The sequence below is a fragment of the Paraburkholderia gardini genome (assembly GCF_907164545.1).
GTDB classification, from domain to species: domain Bacteria; phylum Pseudomonadota; class Gammaproteobacteria; order Burkholderiales; family Burkholderiaceae; genus Paraburkholderia; species Paraburkholderia gardini.
Map to the genome: position 1 here is coordinate 24,873 of NZ_CAJQZB010000032.1, position 19,283 is coordinate 44,155.

The following is a 19,283-nucleotide window of genomic DNA, read 5'->3' on the forward strand; positions in this document are numbered from 1 at the left end:
CGACCACGGCGCGCATGACCGGCACAACCGGCACCGCGCACCGCGACATGCGCGAACAGCAAACGCGGTTATTCGTTTTCTTCGAAGTAGTGTCCGAACTTGACCTGCTTCGTGCGGATATAACGCTCGTTTTCCTCGCGCGTCGGAATGGCGAGCGCCACGCGTTCGCACACCGGGATGCCGTGTTTCGTGAGCGTGTCGAACTTCTTCGGGTTATTGCTCATCAGTCGCACGGACGTGACCTTCAGGAGACGCAGGATCGCGGCGGCCGAATCGTATTCACGGGCGTCGTCGGGCAGGCCCAGATCAAGGTTCGCCTCGACGGTGTCGCGCCCCTGCTCCTGCAGCGCGTAGGCGCGGATCTTGTTGCTAAGCCCAATGCCGCGCCCTTCGTGACCGCGCAGATACAGCAGTACGCCACAACCTTCCGCAGCGATATAGCGCAGCGCCTGATCGAGCTGCTCGCCGCAATCGCAGCGATACGAACCCAGTACGTCGCCCGTCAGGCATTCCGAATGCAGACGCGTCAGCACGGACTTGCCGGTCGTGATGTCGCCCATCACCAGCGCGAGATGCTCCGCTCCGTTTTCGACGACGCGAAAGACGTATGACGTGAACGTGCCATAACGGGTGGGGAGCGTGGCGGTGGCGTCGAGCACGACGCATTCGGTGTCGTCGGATGCGCAGTTCGTGGACGGTACGTAAGGCGTGGACATGGCGTTGGACAAGAGTGCGGACAGATCTGATGCATGGCCGGGACGAAAACCCGGAGATCGATCCCGGCGTTGAAGCCAGGTCAAGACTGGACTGGAGTTTACCGCTATTCGGCATAGCGCACCGGTTCAACCCCACGGAACGCCCCGCTTCAGCCTGAAGCATGAACCACCGCACGTGGCGCGCAACGGCAGAGCGCGCCTATACTGGAATCGCCTGTCTACACGACAGCGCGCCACCCACCGACGTGCTGCATTGCGATACGGAGCCGCTCCATGACAAGCGTTGCGCAAGTACTTAAAACGAAGCCGGACAACACCGTCTACACGGTCACGACCGGGGATTCCGTCTACGACGCGATCAAACTGATGGCGGACAGGCAGATCGGCGCACTGGTCGTCATGGATGGCGACAGCATCGCCGGCATCATCACCGAACGTGACTACGCGAGAAAGGTCGTGCTGATGGATCGCGCATCGAAGGCGACGCCCGTGCGCGACATCATGAGCCGCGCAGTGCGCTTCGTGCGGCCCGAGCAGACCACCGACGACTGCATGGCGATCATGACCGACTTCCGCATGCGCCACCTGCCTGTCATCGACAGGGAAAAACTCGTCGGCATGGTGTCGATTGGCGATCTGGTGAAGAACATCATCGCGGAGCAGCAGTTCACGATCCAGCAACTGGAGCTGTACATCACAGGAGAGCGGCCCGCGTAGCGGCGTCCGCATTGCAGTGCAGTCACCGCGCATCACACGGCGCAGGCGGCAACGAAAAAGCGCCCAAACCGCGAGGATTGGGCGAAGCCACCTGTATGGCGGCGGAGGTTCCTTGAAAAAGGTTGCATCGGCTTTCGCCCTGGGACATCTGCATGCCCCAGGGCGAAAGCCGGCATGCGACGCAGGCCGTCAGTTCATGTAGTAACGGCTGACGGCGAGCGATTAATTGCCGAAGTAGACATTCCGCTGTTGCGGCGTCATACCCGAAGCGCCCGATTGCGAAGAGCCGTGCGTGCCCATACCGTAACCGCTTGTATCGGCGGCCGGCGCCTGCGCCGTGGCCATGTTCTGCGCATTCACACGCTGCTCGGCAGCCTGGATATCGGCCGGATATTGTGGATCGCTACGCGCCGGGTCATAGCCCGCCTGTTCAAGCTGGATCAATTGCTGACGCACCTCAGCGCGGGTTACGGGCTGGTTCGTCTGGGCAAACGAAATAACCGGAGCAGCAAGGACTGCAGCGACGACAACCACCTTGATCAGGGATTTCATGACTCACCTCCAGAACGCTGTTTTTGCCTGCGCAAAACACATGATGTGTCGAGCGACTAAATTCAGTGTAGTCACCACCGCACAAAGGGAAAACCCTTATTTCAGACATAAACACTTGCGAGATTCGCAAGAATACGGGCATGCAGGTTGGTTGAAAGCCTTGTCAGTCGATATTTACCGTAATAATCGCAGGAATCGTAAACGATTGAAGGGAATCCCGGATTCAGACGCCCGATATGCCCGTCGAAGGCAGTAAAAGGAGTCGGCGCGGTCCGCTGACGTATGCGCTGTTGGGCATATAAAAACGCAATGGCCGATGCATTTCGCGTGAAAGGCCAATCCGTTTCGTCGCCGCGACGGCTGGGTCTGCCTCGTCTTCATCCTTGCCGATCCACAAATCGCGCCCGGTGCACAGATCGCGGCCGTCGAACGACTGCCCAATGCCGAACGCCGCCGTAAGCCGCCCGGGCCCACGCGCGAGATCGCGCAGCGGCACGCGCGGCCGCCTCGCTTCCATGAGCGGGATGCCATCGACAGGCTCGACGGCGCGAAGCAAAACGCCCGCGCCGATATTGACGGTTTCGCTCGACATATTGAGCATGTACGCTGTGCCGTATGTCAGCCGCACATACGCATGGCCCCGCTCGAGGAACATCGACCCGTTATAGGGGCGACGTCCCTGAAAGGCATGGCTTGTCGAATCGCCCAGCGGATAGGCTTCCATTTCGACTATCCGCCCACTGATACGACCTTCCGGTATATCGTGAACGAGGTATTTACCGACCATGAAGCGCGCGAGTTCTATCGTGTCGACGGGTAGTTCATCACGCCTGAGCGGCACGATGCGCGCGGGTTGCGGTGTGATACGTTGCGTCAAAGCCTCATTTCGTGGTCGCGTGGCAGTCACTATGGCACCATTTGGGGTATCTTTACCTTCCGGCACAACTGAACAGGCATACCGGCAGGTGTTTTAGCGCTTCTGTCTGCATTATCGCCATTTACAAAGCAATACCAGAACACCGTTCCATCGCGACTCAATCCAGAAGTACCTTGGTGGTGTAGGGCAACGGTTCCGCCCGGAACCCGCGCAAAATTGTGACAACAGGAGAAAATGCATGAAGGCAATCCACGCAATCAAACTGGCAGGTAGCGCACTTCTCGTCGTGGCATCGATCAGCGCCTATGCCCAGGCAAGCGACGCCACCGCTCCCGATACGTCGACGACAGCTGGCGCCAAGCAGCAATACAAGGCGACCAAGGCAGCTAACCGCGCGCTCCAGAAAAAGGTGCGTGCAGCGCTGTCGAAGGCCAAGGGTGTAAGCGTCGCCAACATTACCGTTCGCGCACGCGACGGCGCTGTCACGCTGCAAGGCACGGTGCCGGAACAGGGTCAAAGCGACAAGGCAACGGAAGTCGCCAAGGGCGTGGCAGGCGTGACGTCCGTGAAGAACGCACTGTCGGTTCGTCCGGAAGGCACGTAATAGCAAGCGGGCCGATTCATCCCCGCCAGACGCCGCCCTCGAAAGAGGCGGCGTTTTTTTCGCATATTCCCGGCGTCTTTATAACGCGCTTTTAGAGCGGACTTATAACCGGTGCTGTTGAACAGCGATTAAAGCCATCATTCAGCTTTCAAAACTTCGCTGCATTTCGCGGGCAATGACGATTTGCTGAATCTGCGTTGTGCCTTCATAAATCCGGAAAAGGCGCACGTCGCGATAGAACCGCTCAATGCCATATTCGCTCATATAACCCGCGCCGCCGAAAATCTGCACGGCGCGGTCGGCCACCCGCCCGCACATTTCCGTGGCGAACATCTTCGCGCACGACGATTCGGCCGTCACTTTCTCACCCGCATCGCGCCGGCGCGCGGCGTCGACGATCATGCAGCGCGACGCGTAGATTTCCGCCTTGCTGTCGGCGAGCATCGCCTGGATCAATTCGAATTCCACTATCGCCTTGCCGAACTGCCGGCGCTCCATCGCATAACGCAGCGCATCGGCCAGCATGCGTTCAGCGGCGCCTGTCGCGACGGCCGCGATATGCAGACGTCCCTTGTCGAGCACCTTCATCGCGGTCTTGAAACCCACACCTTCTTTTTCGCCGATGAGGTTTTCCGCCGGCACGCGACAGTTCTCGAAGATCACGTCACACGTATGCGCACCCTTCTGGCCCATCTTGCGATCGATCCGGCCAAGCGACAGCCCCGTCGTCCCGGCTTCGACAACGAACGCCGAGATCGCGCCCGCCCCCTTGCCGGCCGGGTCCGTGCGCGCCATCACGGTAAAGAGCCCGGCTTCGGGCGCATTCGTGATGAAGCGCTTGGTGCCGTTCAGCACATAATGGTCGCCGTCGCGCACGGCGGTGGTCCGCAGCGACGCGGCATCCGAGCCCGCTTCCGGTTCGGTGAGGCAGAACGAGCCGATCAGTTCGCCCGATGCGAGGCGCGGCAGATATTTTTCCTTTTGCGCAGGCGTCCCGTCGATCACAATGCCGGTTGAGCCGATGCCGTTGTTGCTGCCGATCGCCGAGCGAAACGCAGGCGAGGTCTTGCCGAGCTCCATCGCGGCAAGCACTTCCTCTTCCATCGTGAGGCCGAGGCCGCCGTGCTCTTCGGGCAGACACAGGCCAAAGAGACCGAGATCCTTCATTTCCTGCAGCAGGCCAGCCGGAATCTGGTCGGTTTCCGCGACGATCTCCTCGCTGGGTACGAGGCGCTCACGAACAAAGCGGCTGATGCTGTCTAGCAGCATGTTCAAGGTTTCCTGACTGCGGATCACGAAGTCTCCTTAAGATTGCAGTTTCATCATGCCTCGATAATTTTTTTATTCTAGCGTACAGGCTGGCTGCCTCCGCGGCCGCCCACCGCCCGTCGACACCCATACTGGACAGGAACTCCCCGCATGACTACAACATCGACGCTGCTGCCACGCTGGACACTGTGGGTGCCGGTCGCCGGCTGGATCGTGCTCGCTGCCGCCGCGCTACTGCCAGGCAATGCCGTACTGCTCGCGCTCGTCGGCGCCGCGCTCGCGGGTGCGGTCTTCGCGGGCGTCCACCATGCGGAAGTCGTCGCGCATCGCGTGGGCGAACCGTTCGGCACGCTGGTGCTCGCCGTCGCCGTGACGGTGATCGAAGTGGCGCTGATCGTCTCCGTGATGCTGAGCGCGGGCCCCGAGAAAGCCGGCCTTGCACGCGATACGGTGTTTGCCGCGGTGATGATCGTCTGTAACGGGATCGTGGGGATGTGCCTGCTTGCAGGCGGCATCCGCCATCGGGAGCAGGATTTCCAGATTCGCGGCGCCAGTGCCGCGCTTGCGGTGCTGGCATCGCTTTCGGTACTGACGCTGGTGATGCCGAATTTCACCAGCGCCGCCGGGCCCGTGCTCACGCCTTCGCAACTGGCGTTTGCGGGCGTGTCGTCGCTCGTGCTGTATGGCGTATTCGTGTTCGTGCAGACCGTGCGGCATCGCGATTACTTTCTGGCCGACGTCTCCGGTGAAAACGCCCATGTCGGGCCGCCCAGCGCACGGGTGACCCTGCTGAGCGCCGGTCTGCTCGTGGTGTGTCTCGTCGCGGTTGTCCTGCTCGCGAAGCTGCTCTCGCCCGTGGTGGAAACGGCGGTGGCCAATGCGGGCCTGCCAGAGGCCGTCGTCGGAATCGTGATCGCGGCGCTCGTGCTGCTGCCGGAAGCGCTCGCCGCGTTGCGCGCCGCGCGCGCGGACCGTCTGCAAACCAGCCTCAATCTCGCGCTCGGTTCGGCGCTCGCGAGTATCGGCCTGACGATTCCCACCGTCGCGGTCGTGTTTCTCTATATCGGTCAGCCGCTGCAACTCGGGATCGACGGCAAGGACATGGTGCTGCTGTTCCTGACGCTCGTGGTCGGCACGCTGACGCTCGGCACCGGCCGCACCACGATCCTGCAAGGCGCGGTGCATCTGTCGCTGTTCGCCGCGTGGTTGTTCCTGTCGATCGCGCCTTGAGGGCACGGGCCTTGCGGACGTGCTTTTCAAGGCCCGCGCAACCGCTCAGGCGATCGTTTCAGTCCAGTGTTCCGCGATCCATTCGCGAAACAGATTGAGCTTCTGCTGATGCGCGACGCTGTCCGGGTACACGAAGTAATAGCGCGCGCCCGTGGTCAGCACGGTATCGAACGGCCGCACGAGCCGCTTCGCCGCGACGTCCTCGTCGATCAGCGCGAGGTCGCTGATCGCGACGCCAAAGCCCTGTAGCGCGGCATTCGTCGCGAGATCGAGCGTATCGAAGCTTGGGCCGTGATTCGCATCGATATCGCGGGCCTCGACGTGATCGAGCCACATCTTCCAGTCGCGATGATCGCGCGTGGGATGCAGCAGCGTGTGCCGCGCGAGATCGGCGACACTGCCAAGCGGCTTGTCGTCGAGGAGTTCCGGCGCGCAGACGGGCGTCAGGCGTTCCTCGAACAGCGCCACCGACTGCACGTCCGCCCCCGGCGACGAACCGTAGACGATCGCGGCGTCGAACGGCTCGATCTGGAAATCGACGTCGTGCTGCCACGTGGTGGTGACCTGCACGTGCAGGTCGGGATATTCCGCCTGAAACTGCATGATCTTCGGCAGCATCCAGCGCATCACGCAGGTCGGCACCTTCAACGCCAGATCCGTGCGTTGACGCGTCAGGCGCAACGAGATTTCCTCGATCCGCGCGAAGCTCTCCTTGACGGCAGGCAGCAGCGATTCGCCTTCGGCGGTCAGCGTAAGACCCTTTGCATGCCGTTTAAACAGTGGAAAGCCGTAATAGTCTTCCAGCGCGAGAATCTGGCGGCTGACCGCGCCTTGCGTCAGGCACAGGTGATCCGCGGCACGCGTGAAGCTGCGATGCCGCGCGACCGTTTCGAAAATCTGCAGGGCGTTAAGAGGGGGAAGTCGTCGCATGATGGGGGCGCCCAGCTATCAGGAAAATGCATTGCAGCCCGCGTATCGATCCAATGCGCGGATGCGTGTCACGCCCGCAGGATACGCCATTCAAAACACCTGCACGACTGGCGTTTGCCCGCGCACGCATGCGTTCGTCTCATGGGCACGTCGATCGTCAGGCCGCTGCACCATGAAAAAACAGTTCGGGGATGACACCGGAGCGCCGTTCTTCATGCGGCTTACGCACCGCTTTAGTGCCGCACGCGTGTTTTTCGCACCATGACAGACCTTTCCTCATACCTCCAGTCCGCGCAGCCTGCGCTGCCACGCTGGACGTAAACCCGCACACGGCGCTGCCCCAAGCCTTCGCACGATTGGCACAGGCCGCCATCTGGCGTGCTCCGCCCCGAAGCGCATGAGAATCCGTCATGGCTTCCATGCAGAGATTTCGTTTGTTGCGTGATTTTGGCAAACCTAGAGTGCATCAACGCGCCACACCATCGGCTGCGCCGGGTTGCAACGTTCACAACGGGAGAGACGGCCATGCATGACATCAAAAGACGACAGGTAATCAAGACGATCGGTGCGGCAGTCGCTGCCTCCACGCTGCCGATGCCGTTCATCAACGTGAATGCGCAGGAACGCAAGTTCGCCGGTCAGACGCTGCGTCTGTTGACCTGGTCGGACGACACGGGCGCCGCCGCCATGCGCAACATCGCGGCCACGTTCACCGAAAAGACCGGCGCGAAAGTCATCGCCGACCGCGCCGACGGCACCTCCGGCATGGTCGCCAAGACGAAGGCCGCGGGCGACCGTCCGACCTATGACGTGATCACGCTGGCAGGCGTCGGCGCCTCGGGGCTCGGCGATGCGGGTCTGCTCGTCAAGCCCGATCTCGACAAGCTGCCCAATCTCAAGGACGTACCCGCGCAGTACCGCACGGGCGCGAATGGCTTTGGCGTCGGTTACCTGCTGTGGTCCGACGGCCTGATCTACAACACCGCGACCGTCAAGACGCCGCCGGCATCGTACGAAGCGCTGTGGGACCCGAAGTACGCCGGCCGCATTTTCCTGCCGCCGCCGGAATGGGCCGAAGCGGTCGATCTCGCGATCATCTCGGCGAAGCTCGCGGGCGGCTCGCAGCAGAACATCGAGCCGGGCTTCAGGAAGCTCGCGCTGCTGAAAGACCGCGTGATGACGCTCGGCGAAAATCCGAACCAGGTGGCCGACCTGTTCCGTACCGGTTCGCTCGATATCGGCGGCATCTATTCGCCGGCCTTTTTTCCGGCGCAGATCCGCAAGCCCGAGTACAAGATGGGCATCACGTATGGCATGAAGGAAGGTTTCGCGACGCAGCTGATGTTCACGGTGATTCCGAAGGCGCACCCGGGCAACATCGATCTGATCCACGCGTTCATCAACCATTCGATCGACGCCGGCGTGCAAGGTCGCATGGCGGCCGACGTGCTGAACGGCCCGGTGAATTCGAAAGCGCAGATTCCCGCGGAGAGCCGTGCGTTCGTGCCGAGCCCGCAGCAGATCGCCGAAAAAGCCATCCTGCACGACGACAAGGCGCTCGCCAGCGTGCAACCCGCGTGGATCAAGCGCTACACCGAAATCTTCGCGGCATGACCACGATGCCCGCGCTTTCGTCGCCGCGCGCCAGCTCCGGTGCACCGGATGAACCGGGAGCGGGCACGTCGGACGGTCTGCTCGCGCGGGCCCGTCCGTGGATCCTGCTCGCGCCGATCCTCGCGTTTCTCGCGGTACTGGCGGCCGCGGCGCTCGTCGTGCTGCGGATGAGCTTCGGCACGTCCGGTCACGAATGGCACGGCTTCACGCTGCAGAACTACGCGGACCTCGCCGACAGCTACTTCATGAAATCGTTGTGGCTGACCTTGCGGCTCGCGTTCCAGAGCATGGTGTGCGCCGTGCTGCTGGCGATCCCGGTCGCGCTGGCGATGGCGCGCACCGAATCGCGGCTGGCGCGTCGCCTGCTGCTGGCGGGCGTGCTGTTGCCGCTACTCGTGAATCTGCTGCTGCAGGGATATGGCTGGCTCGTGATCCTCGGGCCGGCCGGCCTGCTCAATCACGCCTTGATCGCGAGCGGTCTCGTCGATCGCCCCGTGCAGTGGCTCTATCGCGAGCACGGCGTGCTGCTCGGGCTGATCCAGACCGCGTTCCCGCTCGCCGTGCTGCCGCTTTCGAGCGCGATGCGCGCGGTGTCGCGCTCTTACGAGGAAGCCGCCGCCACGCTCGGCGCGACACGCATGCAAACGCTGCGTCATGTGATGTTGCCGCTCGCGATGCCCGGTCTTGTATCGGGCGCGCTGCTCGTATTCGCCTACAACGCCAGCGCGTTTGCCGTGCCGCTGCTGCTCGGCGGCCGACGCGTGCCGATGCTCGCCGTGCTGGTCCACGATCAGGTCGCGCCGCTCCTGAACTGGCCGGCGGCCTCTGCATCGGGCATCGTGCTGATGGTCGCGACGCTTGTCGTGATGGCGATCTCGCAGCGCCTCGTGCACCGCACGCAACGTCTCGAAGTGGAGCCGAAAGCATGAGCACCGTCGCCCGTTCGCGCACGTTCCGCCTGCCCTCGACGATGCCCGGCCGCCTCGGCAAGATGTCGAGCCTGCTCGCCGCGATCGTGCTGTTTCTCGCCGCGCTGCCGATCCTCACGATGATCACGATGTCGTTCAGCGCATCGGACACGCTCGATTTTCCGCCGCACGCATACAGTCTGCAGTGGTATCGCGCGGCGTGGCACACGTTCGTCTCGCCCGATGCAAGCGACGTGCTCTCGATGGGCAGCGCGCTCTCCACGAGCCTGATCGTCGCGATCTCGACCATGATCATCGCGACGCTGGTGTCCGTGCCCGCCGCCTACGCGCTGTCGCGTTACCGCTTTCGCGGCAAACCGGCGGTCGAGCAACTGGTCGCGTTGCCGCTCGTCTATCCGCTCGTGATGCTCGGGCTTTCGTTGCTGCTGGTATTCAACGCGCTGCCGGTCGAACTCGGCGTGTTCAGGCTCATCATCGCGCACGTGATTCTCGCGCTGCCGTTCACGGTGAAGAACTGCGCGGCATTGGTGGCGACGATCGGCCTGGAATTCGAGGAAGCGGCCTGCGTGCTCGGCGCGAGCCCGCGACGCGCGCTGATCGACGTCGTGCTGCCATTGATGAAGCCGGGTATTCTCGCCGGCATGCTGTTCGCGTTCATCATCTCGTTCAATGAATTCACCGTGACGTTTTTCCTCTACGGCATCAACACGATGACACTGCCGGTGTGGCTTTACAGCCGCACCGTGTCGTCGCTCGATCCCACCGTGTTTTCGTTCGCGGTGTTCATCGTCGCGATCGATTTCGTACTGATCTGGGCGCTGGAAAAACTGGTCGGCGACGAAGGTGTCGCGCTCTAACTTGTGCAAGCTTGAGGAATCACCATGACGCATCTGACCTTGCAATCCGTGACGAAGCGCTTCAACGGCTCGACCGCTGTCGACAGCGTCGACCTCAGCGTGCCCGACGGCAAGCTCGTCTGCTTTCTCGGCCCGTCGGGTTGCGGCAAGACCACGCTGCTGCGGATCATCGCCGGGCTCGAAACACCCACCTCGGGCAGCGTGATGTTCGCCGGCAAGGACCTCACGCATGTGCCCGCGAACCGGCGCGATTTCGGCATGGTGTTCCAGTCGCTCGCGCTGTTTCCCCATATGAGCGTCGCGGAAAACATCGCGTATCCGCTGCGTCTGCGCAAGACGGACAAGGCCGCGCAATCGCGCCGGATCGCCGAGCTGCTCGAACTGATCCAGCTGCCTCACATGGCGAACAGGCCGGTGACGCAACTCTCGGGCGGCCAGCGTCAACGTGTGGCGATCGCGCGCGCGATCGCTTCGTCGCCAAAACTGCTGCTGCTCGACGAACCGCTTTCCGCGCTCGACGCCAAACTGCGCGAAGCGATGCAGGTCGAAATCCGGCTGCTACAACAGCGCCTCGGCATCACGACGATCATGGTCACGCACGACCAGCGCGAAGCCATGACCATGGCCGACGAAATCGTCGTGATGGAAAAAGGCCGCATTGCGCAGGTCGGCAGACCGCTCGATATCTACCGCGATCCGGTGAGCGAATTCGTCGCCGGTTTCATCGGCCTTGGCAACATACTGCCGGTTACGCACGACGGCCACGGCGGCGTCAGCCTGCCAGGCGGCCAGCAGATCATCGTGGCGAATCCGGTGCGCGTCGCCGCGGCGGCCGGCGACGGAATACGCCTTCTCATCCGTCCCGAGGACGTCTGCGTCAAACCGGCTTCCGGTGAAAAGAGCGGCAACCAGCTGGCCGGCACCGTCACGTTCATTCGCGACGTGGGCGCCACGCTCGAAGCGACCATCGACTGCGCGGGTTTCACGCTCACCGCCGCGACCACGCCGCGCGAAACGCCGGGGCTCGCGACCGGCATGCCCGTGCTTGCCGAACTGCCTGCGCACGCGTGCAAACTGATTGCAGCCCGCACCACGCATTGATATTTCCAGTACCCACGTTTTCGACAGAGGAACGACTCATGACCACCCTTCACTCCCTCAACGCACGCACACGCCGCATGCTCAAGGCGACGGCTGCCACGCTTGCATTGACCAGCGCCGTGGCGCTCGGCGCGTATGCACCGGCTGCACACGCCGATGCCATCGACACGATCGCGAAGACCGGCGTGGTGCGCGTCGGCGTTTTCATGGACTATCCGCCGTTCGGCTCGATCGGTCCGGACATGAAGCCGATGGGTTATGACATCGACGTCGCCAACCTGATCGGCAAGACGCTCAACGCGAAGGTTGAACTGGTCGCCGTGACGGGCGACAACCGGATGGCGTACCTCGCCGATCACAAGGCCGACATGCTGCTCTCCGTCGGCCAGACGCCGGAGCGCGAAAAGGTCATCGACTTCTCGAAGCCGTACGCGCCGTACTACCTCGCCGTGTTCGGTCCGAAATCGCTGGCCGTCAAGAACGCGAACGACCTCGCCGGCAAGTCGATTTCGGTGGCGCGCGGCACGCTGGAAGATCTGAGCGTCACCAGGATCGCCCCGCCGACCGCCACGATCAAACGTTTCGACGACCCGAACGGCGCCATTTCTGCATTTCTTTCTGGTCAGGTACAGTTGATGGTGGTCGGCAACGACGTGGGTGCGACGATTCTCGCCCGTCACCCCGCGATCGATCCGGAACAGAAATTCGCGCTGTTCAGCTCGCCGGATCACGTCGGCCTCAACAAGAACGAGCCGCGCCTGCTGCAAAAGGTCGACGAAACGATCTCGAAGGCACGTAAGGACGGCACGATGAACGCGATTTCGCAGAAGTGGCTGCGCACGCCGCTGCCGGCCGATCTTTAAGCCGACAGCGCAGGCCCGGGCCGCGTCTGCCGCACCCGGGCTTCACCAGACGATGACCAGCACCTCATGAGCTATGTGTTCGATTTCAGCGGCTTCGGCATATACACGGGTCTGCTTGCCCGTGGCGTCGGCGTCACCCTTGGGCTTACCGCCGCATCGACGGTGCTGGGCGGGCTCATCGCCATTGCCGGTGCGGGCATCGGTATCGGCGGCCCGCGCTGGGCGCGCATGGTGGTCGCGGCGTATGTGGAGCTGATCCGCAACACGCCGTTTATCGTGCAGCTGTTTTTCATTTTCTTCGGCTTGCCGGGGCTCGGTATTCATATCGACGAAGTCTCGGCCGCGGTTCTCGCGATGTCGGTGAATCTCGGCGCGTATGCGACCGAAATCGTACGCGCCGGCATCGATTCGATTCCGCGCGGCCAGGTACAGGCCGCGATGGCACTCGGGCTGCACGGGCGTCAGGTGTTTCGTCACGTGGTGCTGCCGCAGGCAATCGCGAACGTCTTTCCCGCGCTGCTGGGCCAGGTGCTGATCGTGATGCTCGGCTCGGCGGTGGTCTCGCAGATTTCGGTGCCGGACCTGACGTACGCGGCCAACTTTATCCAGTCGCGCAATTTCCGCTCGTTCGAGAGCTACGTGATCATCACCGCGACGTATCTGTTCCTTTCGATCGCGTTGCGGCTGCTGATGAACCGTCTCGGCGCGCGCCTCTTCGCCGGTCGCATGCCGCGCTCGCGTTCCACGCCGCGCGGCCTGTTGCGTCTTGTCCTTGCATGGCGCAGTACGCGCGCGTTGCCTGCGGAGCGTTCGTGATGATGGAATTCACGCTCTGGGATATCGCCCGCAACCTGCTGCTCGCAGCACGCTGGACCGTACTTCTTTCGTTGATCGCCTTTGTGTGCGGCGGCACGGTCGGGCTGATCCTGCTCGCCGCACGTGTGTCGCCGCTGTCATGGCTGCGACGCGTCGTCGTGCTCTACGTCGAGTTGTTTCAGGGCACGCCGCTACTGATGCAGCTTTTCCTCGCGTTCTTCGGGCTGCCGCTGCTGGGCATCGACGTTTCGCCATGGGTCGCGGCGACCGTCACGCTCACGCTCTATACGAGTGCCTATCTCGCGGATATCTGGCGCGGTTGCGTCGAAGCCGTGCCGCGCGGCCAGTGGGCGGCGGGCGCGAGTCTTGGCATGACGCACACGCAGCAGTTGCGCTATATCGTATGGCCACAGGCGCGCAAGATCGCAACGGCGCCGACCGTAGGCTTTCTCGTGCAGGTCGTGAAAAGCACAGCGCTTACATCGATCATCGGCTTTGTCGAACTCACAAAGACCGGCTCGATGATCACCAATGCGGTGTTTCGTCCGTTCCCGATCTACGGCATGGTCGCATTGCTCTACTTCGCGATGTGCTTTCCGCTGACCTGGTATGCGCGTTCGCTCGAACGCAAGGCGCGGGTCGGACAGCATCGGTAAACGTTGCGCATCATTGACGCGTATCCCAGGTACGGACCGTAGCGCTGCCTGACGCGCCAGCCGGTGAAATGAAAGCCGGCTACCCCGTCCGTGGTTCTGTCGAAGGCTCCCCTGGCACGCGGCGCTCCCGCGGCATGGCAGCACCCGGCGTGCGTCCGGCCGGGCCGTCTGCCCCGGTCGCCGGGCGACTTCCGTCCTCGGCGTCATGGTCGGGTGGCGACCACGCACCGGGTCCATTCGACGGGGTGTGAAGCTGCATGTGCGGCACGGGAATCTCGATCCCGGCCTCGTCCATCTTGCGCTTGAGCCGCGCGTTAAAGGCGCGCGCCACGCTCCACTGTTGTAGCGGCTTCGTTTTGATCTGCGCTTTCACGACCATCCAGTTGGTCTCAAAGCGGTCGAGCCCCCACACTTCGACCGGCCCCAATATCTCGCTGCTGAGGCGAAAATCCTGCATCAGCTCGGCGCCTGCTTCCGTGATCATGCGCGTGACTTCCTCCAGATCAAGGGAGAACGGCACCCGCACCTCGAATAACGCGTTGGCGAAGTCGCGCGACAGGTTCTTCACGATCTTGATCTGCGAGAACGGAACGGTGTGTACCGCGCCTTGCCCGTCACGCAGCCGGACCGTTCGAATCGTCAGGTCCATGACAACGCCCGCATGGCCACCATCGATCTCGATCCAGTCACCGACCGAGATTGTTTCCTCGACAATGATAAAGAGCCCCGTGATCAGATCGGTCACGAGCGTCTTTGCACCGAAACCGACTGCGAGACCGATCACGCCCGCACCGGCAAGAAGCGGTGTCAGATTGATGCCCAGACTGGCGGCGGCAATGGTGGCAGCCAGGCTCGCTACCGTCACGAAAACCGCGTTACGCACAATCGGCAACATCGTGCGGGCGCGCACGCCAGGATTGAGCGCCTTGTTACGCGAACTGCCCGGACCCAGTGTTTCAAGAATTGCGGTGTCGATCAGAATCCAGATGAACCAGGCAACGAAGACCGTGGCGATGACTGCAATCAGCGCATGCCTGAAAGCCGGTGTCATCGCACTGTGCCTGACCAGGCGCGCAATCGGACCACTCCACAAGTCCAGTTCGAACTGGATGAACGCGAGCCACACCAGAAGAATGAACAGCGTGCTCGCGAAGCGCACGAGTCGCATCAGATGCGGCGCGCGGCGCTGCCTGGGCGTATCCCTTCGACGTGTGAAATGCAGCAGGAGTGCCGACGCGAACAGCGTGAGCACAAGTAACAGCGCACTGAAAAGCGACAGTTGCAATACACTCCCGGCCGCGCCACGTGCGTCGACGATTGCGACGATCGATGCGATCGCGATCACGAGGATCGGGATGTGCCACAACGACGCAAGGATATCGAACGCTTCCGTGGCGAGTTTGTGATCGCGCCTTCGCGCATACGGGCGATTGCGTATCAGATGCGTGACGGGCCGCCGGTAAGCGAGCGCGAAATATGCGATCAGGAGAACCGCCGCCACATTTGCGAATGCCGACACGAGCCCGGAGAGATTCGCGCCCAGCAGCTGTGTGACATCCGGGTTCGCCGTAGCGTCGCCGAGCGCGCCACATACGCCGATCGCGAAAAGCGGCCAGAAGCTTCGCGCGAGCAGTTGCTGGACCGCGGTACGCCGGTGTGCCGAACTGAAGACCGAGAACATGATCATGCAGATTGCCGAGAAGATCGAGCCTGCAACGATCGAGTAGGCGATCACGACTCCCAGCGTGCGGCCGAGCGCATCGGGCATTCCACGCACGAACAGCAGCACCGCCACGAACGCGAGAATCCATGGACCCGCCCGCTGCAATGCGAAGTTCAACAGTTCTATCGACGTCGGATTCGGCTTCAGCGCGACGTCCCAGCCATAACGTATGCGAAGGCGCCGCTGCAGATAGATCAGCAAGCCGGCGCACCCGCCCCAGACCGCCAGCGTCGCGGTCATGCCGCGCAAAACGATGCCGGGCGACTCGCCGCTCTCACCCGACACGATGGCCCGCAGCTCATTTGCCGCCACTCTGGAACGGGCCACCCAGTAATGCAGCGGTGTGCGACCCTCGTTCAGATCCGTCTCGACGGACGCAATGCCTGATGCAATCGCGCCGAGCAGATCGCTGTTGGCCTGTGCGGACGGCAGGGGTGTCTGCGCCGCGGGCGCAACACTTTGGGTGCCTTCACGAAGCCCCTTCAAATGGGCGACGAGCGCTTTGCGTTGTGTATCGTTCTCGAGCGTGCCGATCAGGTTGTCCAGCGAGCTCGCGAGTTCAGCCTGGCTGGCGGGCGAAGGTGCCGATGCAGCCTGTACTGCCGAGGCCGGCTGCGCTGAAGCACCGTTCGCCCTGTTGGCGAAGTTTTGCAGCGCGGCGGGAAGCGGCACGGCTAATGCCGGATTGCCGGCCGTCGTAAAGAGCAGAAGGCAGCTGGCCACGGTCAGCCATAAGCACGCACACCAGACGGCGCGCAGCGTACGTGTGCGCCACAAGCCAGCATGTAGAACTGCGCGAGTCCACGGTCTTGTGAAGACCCCGGCATGGTGGGTTTCACACCGCATAAATGCTGCCATGGAGATCCCTGACGAAAGGTCACCCCTAAGAGCCGGGTCACGGGCTAACGCGAATGCGAAGCGTCCAGCCACGATCCGTCTGCGCTTCGTACCGGAACTACGGACAATTGCCTGCACCCGCATGAAGCGACGCCCTTCGGTACTCTCGCGCCAAGGTTAGCGCATCAAGCGTCGCTGTGTCATCTGCAATGCGCGCCGCGTGCAGCAGGCACCGTCGATCCCTCGCTCGCGGAAGTCCCGTCCACAACGTCGGCTTCGCAGCAACTTTCACTATATTTACATCGAACCGCTTCCACGAAACCAGACATCGGTATGCAGTTGACAGCCGCGGCATCGCTCGCCCTCGCCAGCCAGGCGATGGCGGTCTGACCGGCGCACCTGAAACGCGGCCTGTCAGTTCACGACAACATGGTAACGCCCTTTCCGGTTCCGGTCCCAAGGCCGTCCGTCGCCGCCCCCTCGATCTCAATATATAGTTGTGACATCTACTATTTTTTCTGAAAACCCTAAATAATTACGGATTCGTGCCGACAATCGTTTTGTTGACTACGCATCCAGATTACTGAAAACGTCTGGCAATATCAGGGCAACATGCCCACTCACTGTCGATCAGGTTACGCATGCAGAAGCTCAAAGGCTCGATCAGGTTGAAGGTGTACGCGGCTCTCGGTGCCTGCCTGACGATTGTTTTCATCAACGGCGTGATTGGGGCGCGAGGAGCGCGCGCGCTCGAGGAACACCGCGCGAACAGCTATGCCCATGAAACGGTACCGGTGGAAGATCTCGCGGCAACCCGGATCAACGCACTGGGAATCCATATCGCACTGATGCGACTGCTTGCCCAGCGCGATCCCGGCGAAGTGCGGCAGACAGAAGCACACATTCGCGAACTGGAAAAGAAACTGACCGCCTCGTGGACCGACTATTACCCGGGCAGGCTGACCGACGACGCGAAGCGCGCAGTCGCGAACCGGATCGCTACGTGCGTCAACGAGTTCCTCTCACTCGTCGACGCCGCAGTGGCCGATATCGATGCCGGCAATCCTGCCGGTGCTGCTGCGACCCTGGACAAGCTGATGTCCGTCAGCGTCAGTCTCTCTGACGGGCTGGACAGGAATTCCGCCATGCAGGTTGCCCAGATCGAGGAATCCAACCAGAAAAGCGAACACCTCTATGTTCTGGTGAGGTGCCTCGAATGGGGAGGATTTTTCATGGCGTTCGTGGTTGTCATCTGTGCGGCGGCCTATCTCCTGAAGGTGATCCTCGGTCCGCTCAGGTCCGCGGTGGATGTGGCCGAACGCATCGCTGGCGGCAAGCTCGACAACGACATCACCATTGTGTCGAACGACGAGTTCGGCAATATGCTGCATGCGCTCAGGACGATGGACCGGCAACTGACCGATGTCGTACGCGGCATCAAGAGTTCCAGTGAGTCAATCTCGGTCGCCGCGGGTGAGATCGCCGCTGGCAACACCGATCTCTCGTCCCGCACGGAGCAGCAGGCTGCCTCGCTTGAGGAAACAGCCGCCAGCATGGAACAGCTCACGGCGACGGTCCGCCAGAACGCAGGGAACGCACATCAGGCGACAACCCTTGCATCCAGCGCCACTGAAATTGCCCACGCCGGTAACGCCGTTGTCGGCCGCATGCTGGCAACGATGGGTGACATATCAACCAGTGCCGCGACGATCGGCGACATCACCACACTCATCGAAAGCATCGCGTTCCAGACGAATATCCTTGCACTCAATGCCGCGGTGGAAGCAGCGCGCGCGGGCGAGCAGGGTCGCGGCTTTGCCGTTGTCGCGGGCGAGGTTCGCAGTCTTGCCCAGCGCGCGTCGAGTGCGGCGAAGGAGATCAAGGATCTTGTCCAGCACTCGGTGCAGACCGTGCGCGTCGGGTCGGAGCAGGCGGGAGAGGTCGGGCGCGTGATGGAGCAGGTGCTGCAGGCCATCAAACGCGTGGCAGACATCAATGCCGAAATCTCGGTAGCGTCCGAGGAACAACGCCGCGGCATCGAGCAGGTCAATCTTGCGGTCGGTCAGATGGACGAGGTGACGCAACAGAATGCCGCGCTGGTCGAAGAGGCCTCAGCGGCGGCCCAATCGCTCGACCAGATGGCCGCGCAGCAGAAGAACGCGGTGGCCGTCTTCACACTCGGCGATCGCGGCATCGGCCCGACACCTGCTCTCCACGGTATTGGGGCGGGATAGACAGGTGGCTGACAACGCTTCGCCGGCCAGCGGAGCGCGGGTTATCGCAAAGCCCGCTGATACTCGCCAGCCTGCGTCGCCTTGTAAAGCATGTCGCCCACGCCCGCAAACGTACCCGATACGCTTGCGCTGGCGCTCGCCCGGCATGCGCCATGGCGTTTCGTATGAAGCTGCGCCCACTCCACCGCTCAGATGGCGAAGCGCCGCGGGCAGAATGGCGCTCTCCTCCCGGCCCCTCGCTTACCGCACGAGCCTGGCGCATCGGGCAAGCGCCGACGACAGCCCGGTCAGCGCGGCCCTGCTGACGGGCGGACGCGCAACATTCGATTCGGGATCGTCATGCCGCCCGTGTTCGCAAAGGCTCAGCAGCAGAAGTTCATCGACTTCAGCGCAAACTTCCGGCACGCGGTTCCGAACCCGACTGAAGCGTCGCGCTTCCTTGCAGCGCTGAAGCAGGTGCACGGTCTGTCGTACCTACGTGATCACCGACTGCATGGCTAACCAGCACGGGGGCAATGCGCCCTCGTCTTCCGCATGCACAGCGCCCAGAAGACATAGCCACCTGTGTAGCAGGCTGGAGAGTCGCGTTGATACCCGGCACACGCGGCCACATTGACGATCTCCTCGCCTGCCCATTCTGTAAAAGGGTTACAGTAGACGGTTGCAATGGCAGGAAACCATGACCCCACATTCCCCTCCCGCGCGGAAAGGGGCACGCGTGCCTTGCAAGGAACAAAATGGGGGCTCGACACTCGATC

The 19,283-nt window shown here is 62.4% G+C and carries 17 protein-coding genes; 11 read left to right on the top strand and 6 right to left on the bottom strand.

Annotated features, from left to right (window positions below; translation table 11 throughout):
- Positions 1-68 precede the first annotated feature (68 nt).
- A complete protein-coding gene (gene ribA, locus LPA37_RS20475) occupies positions 69-716 on the bottom strand; it encodes a GTP cyclohydrolase II (RefSeq protein ID WP_229013530.1) in 648 nt (215 codons plus the stop codon).
- Between the two features lie 273 nt (positions 717-989).
- On the opposite strand from ribA, the gene LPA37_RS20480 reads away from it, so the two are divergent.
- Positions 990-1,433 (top strand): CBS domain-containing protein, encoded by a 444-nt coding sequence (locus LPA37_RS20480; RefSeq protein ID WP_228976587.1) that lies wholly within the window; start codon positions 990-992, stop codon positions 1,431-1,433.
- A 222-nt stretch (positions 1,434-1,655) separates the two neighbouring features.
- On the opposite strand, the gene LPA37_RS20485 is transcribed toward LPA37_RS20480, so the two are convergent.
- Complete coding sequence (locus LPA37_RS20485; protein ID WP_228976585.1) at positions 1,656-1,985, bottom strand: DUF4148 domain-containing protein; 330 nt, start codon at positions 1,983-1,985, stop codon at positions 1,656-1,658.
- A 223-nt stretch (positions 1,986-2,208) separates the two neighbouring features.
- Entirely contained in the window at positions 2,209-2,862 is a 654-nt protein-coding gene (locus tag LPA37_RS20490; RefSeq protein WP_229013532.1) for a DNA-3-methyladenine glycosylase, read from the bottom strand.
- A 238-nt stretch (positions 2,863-3,100) separates the two neighbouring features.
- Between LPA37_RS20490 and LPA37_RS20495 the strand changes: the two genes are divergently transcribed.
- A complete protein-coding gene (locus LPA37_RS20495; RefSeq protein ID WP_228976583.1) occupies positions 3,101-3,466 on the top strand; it encodes a BON domain-containing protein in 366 nt (121 codons plus the stop codon).
- A gap of 141 nt (positions 3,467-3,607) precedes the next feature.
- Here the strand turns inward: LPA37_RS20495 and LPA37_RS20500 are convergent, their stop codons facing one another.
- Complete coding sequence (locus LPA37_RS20500) at positions 3,608-4,762, bottom strand: acyl-CoA dehydrogenase family protein (RefSeq protein ID WP_229013534.1); 1,155 nt, start codon at positions 4,760-4,762, stop codon at positions 3,608-3,610.
- A gap of 123 nt (positions 4,763-4,885) precedes the next feature.
- Here LPA37_RS20500 and LPA37_RS20505 point away from each other — a divergent pair, with 123 nt between their 5' ends.
- A complete protein-coding gene (locus tag LPA37_RS20505; protein ID WP_229013536.1) occupies positions 4,886-5,965 on the top strand; it encodes a calcium:proton antiporter in 1,080 nt (359 codons plus the stop codon).
- A gap of 45 nt (positions 5,966-6,010) precedes the next feature.
- Here LPA37_RS20505 and LPA37_RS20510 read toward each other — a convergent pair whose 3' ends face one another.
- A complete protein-coding gene (locus LPA37_RS20510; RefSeq protein WP_228976577.1) occupies positions 6,011-6,895 on the bottom strand; it encodes a LysR substrate-binding domain-containing protein in 885 nt (294 codons plus the stop codon).
- Between the two features lie 525 nt (positions 6,896-7,420).
- Here LPA37_RS20510 and LPA37_RS20515 point away from each other — a divergent pair.
- The 7 genes from LPA37_RS20515 to LPA37_RS20545 all read left to right on the top strand — a co-directional run bounded on the left by LPA37_RS20515 (position 7,421) and on the right by LPA37_RS20545 (position 13,731).
- A complete protein-coding gene (locus LPA37_RS20515) occupies positions 7,421-8,509 on the top strand; it encodes an ABC transporter substrate-binding protein (protein WP_228976575.1) in 1,089 nt (362 codons plus the stop codon).
- Positions 8,506-9,438 carry an ABC transporter permease gene (locus LPA37_RS20520; protein WP_228976571.1) on the top strand — a complete coding sequence of 311 codons (933 nt, stop codon included), beginning with the start codon at positions 8,506-8,508 and terminating at the stop codon, positions 9,436-9,438. The genes LPA37_RS20515 and LPA37_RS20520 overlap by 4 nt, the downstream gene beginning before the upstream one ends.
- Positions 9,435-10,295 (top strand): ABC transporter permease, encoded by an 861-nt coding sequence (locus tag LPA37_RS20525; RefSeq protein ID WP_229013537.1) that lies wholly within the window; start codon positions 9,435-9,437, stop codon positions 10,293-10,295. The genes LPA37_RS20520 and LPA37_RS20525 overlap by 4 nt, the downstream gene beginning before the upstream one ends.
- A 24-nt stretch (positions 10,296-10,319) precedes the next feature.
- Positions 10,320-11,396 carry an ABC transporter ATP-binding protein gene (locus LPA37_RS20530; RefSeq protein ID WP_229013539.1) on the top strand — a complete coding sequence of 359 codons (1,077 nt, stop codon included), beginning with the start codon at positions 10,320-10,322 and terminating at the stop codon, positions 11,394-11,396.
- A gap of 38 nt (positions 11,397-11,434) precedes the next feature.
- Positions 11,435-12,259, top strand: a complete 825-nt coding sequence (locus LPA37_RS20535; RefSeq protein WP_229013540.1) for a transporter substrate-binding domain-containing protein — start codon at positions 11,435-11,437, stop codon at positions 12,257-12,259.
- A gap of 66 nt (positions 12,260-12,325) precedes the next feature.
- Complete coding sequence (locus tag LPA37_RS20540) at positions 12,326-13,075, top strand: amino acid ABC transporter permease (RefSeq protein WP_229013541.1); 750 nt, start codon at positions 12,326-12,328, stop codon at positions 13,073-13,075.
- Positions 13,075-13,731 (top strand): amino acid ABC transporter permease, encoded by a 657-nt coding sequence (locus tag LPA37_RS20545; protein WP_228976561.1) that lies wholly within the window; start codon positions 13,075-13,077, stop codon positions 13,729-13,731. Before LPA37_RS20540 ends, LPA37_RS20545 begins: the two co-directional genes overlap by 1 nt.
- A 79-nt stretch (positions 13,732-13,810) precedes the next feature.
- Here the strand turns inward: LPA37_RS20545 and LPA37_RS20550 are convergent, their stop codons facing one another.
- On the bottom strand, positions 13,811-16,177 hold the full coding sequence (locus LPA37_RS20550) for a mechanosensitive ion channel family protein (RefSeq protein WP_324251897.1): 2,367 nt from the start codon (positions 16,175-16,177) through the stop codon (positions 13,811-13,813).
- Positions 16,178-16,932: 755 nt separating this feature from the next.
- Here LPA37_RS20550 and LPA37_RS20555 point away from each other — a divergent pair.
- Entirely contained in the window at positions 16,933-18,525 is a 1,593-nt protein-coding gene (locus tag LPA37_RS20555) for a methyl-accepting chemotaxis protein (RefSeq protein WP_229013543.1), read from the top strand.
- The last annotated feature ends 758 nt before the right edge of the window (positions 18,526-19,283 follow it).

Excerpts from the sequence above, each read along its gene's own strand:
- ribA (WP_229013530.1), bottom strand. The coding sequence starts at position 716 with ATGTCCACGCCTTACGTACCGTCCACGAACTGCGCATCCGACGACACC.
- LPA37_RS20480 (WP_228976587.1), top strand. The coding sequence starts at position 990 with ATGACAAGCGTTGCGCAAGTACTTAAAACGAAGCCGGACAACACCGTC.
- LPA37_RS20485 (WP_228976585.1), bottom strand. The coding sequence starts at position 1,985 with ATGAAATCCCTGATCAAGGTGGTTGTCGTCGCTGCAGTCCTTGCTGCT.
- LPA37_RS20495 (WP_228976583.1), top strand. The coding sequence starts at position 3,101 with ATGAAGGCAATCCACGCAATCAAACTGGCAGGTAGCGCACTTCTCGTC.
- LPA37_RS20505 (WP_229013536.1), top strand. The coding sequence starts at position 4,886 with ATGACTACAACATCGACGCTGCTGCCACGCTGGACACTGTGGGTGCCG.
- LPA37_RS20510 (WP_228976577.1), bottom strand. The coding sequence starts at position 6,895 with ATGCGACGACTTCCCCCTCTTAACGCCCTGCAGATTTTCGAAACGGTC.
- LPA37_RS20515 (WP_228976575.1), top strand. The coding sequence starts at position 7,421 with ATGCATGACATCAAAAGACGACAGGTAATCAAGACGATCGGTGCGGCA.
- LPA37_RS20520 (WP_228976571.1), top strand. The coding sequence starts at position 8,506 with ATGACCACGATGCCCGCGCTTTCGTCGCCGCGCGCCAGCTCCGGTGCA.
- LPA37_RS20525 (WP_229013537.1), top strand. The coding sequence starts at position 9,435 with ATGAGCACCGTCGCCCGTTCGCGCACGTTCCGCCTGCCCTCGACGATG.
- LPA37_RS20530 (WP_229013539.1), top strand. The coding sequence starts at position 10,320 with ATGACGCATCTGACCTTGCAATCCGTGACGAAGCGCTTCAACGGCTCG.
- LPA37_RS20535 (WP_229013540.1), top strand. The coding sequence starts at position 11,435 with ATGACCACCCTTCACTCCCTCAACGCACGCACACGCCGCATGCTCAAG.
- LPA37_RS20540 (WP_229013541.1), top strand. The coding sequence starts at position 12,326 with ATGAGCTATGTGTTCGATTTCAGCGGCTTCGGCATATACACGGGTCTG.
- LPA37_RS20545 (WP_228976561.1), top strand. The coding sequence starts at position 13,075 with ATGATGGAATTCACGCTCTGGGATATCGCCCGCAACCTGCTGCTCGCA.
- LPA37_RS20555 (WP_229013543.1), top strand. The coding sequence starts at position 16,933 with ATGCAGAAGCTCAAAGGCTCGATCAGGTTGAAGGTGTACGCGGCTCTC.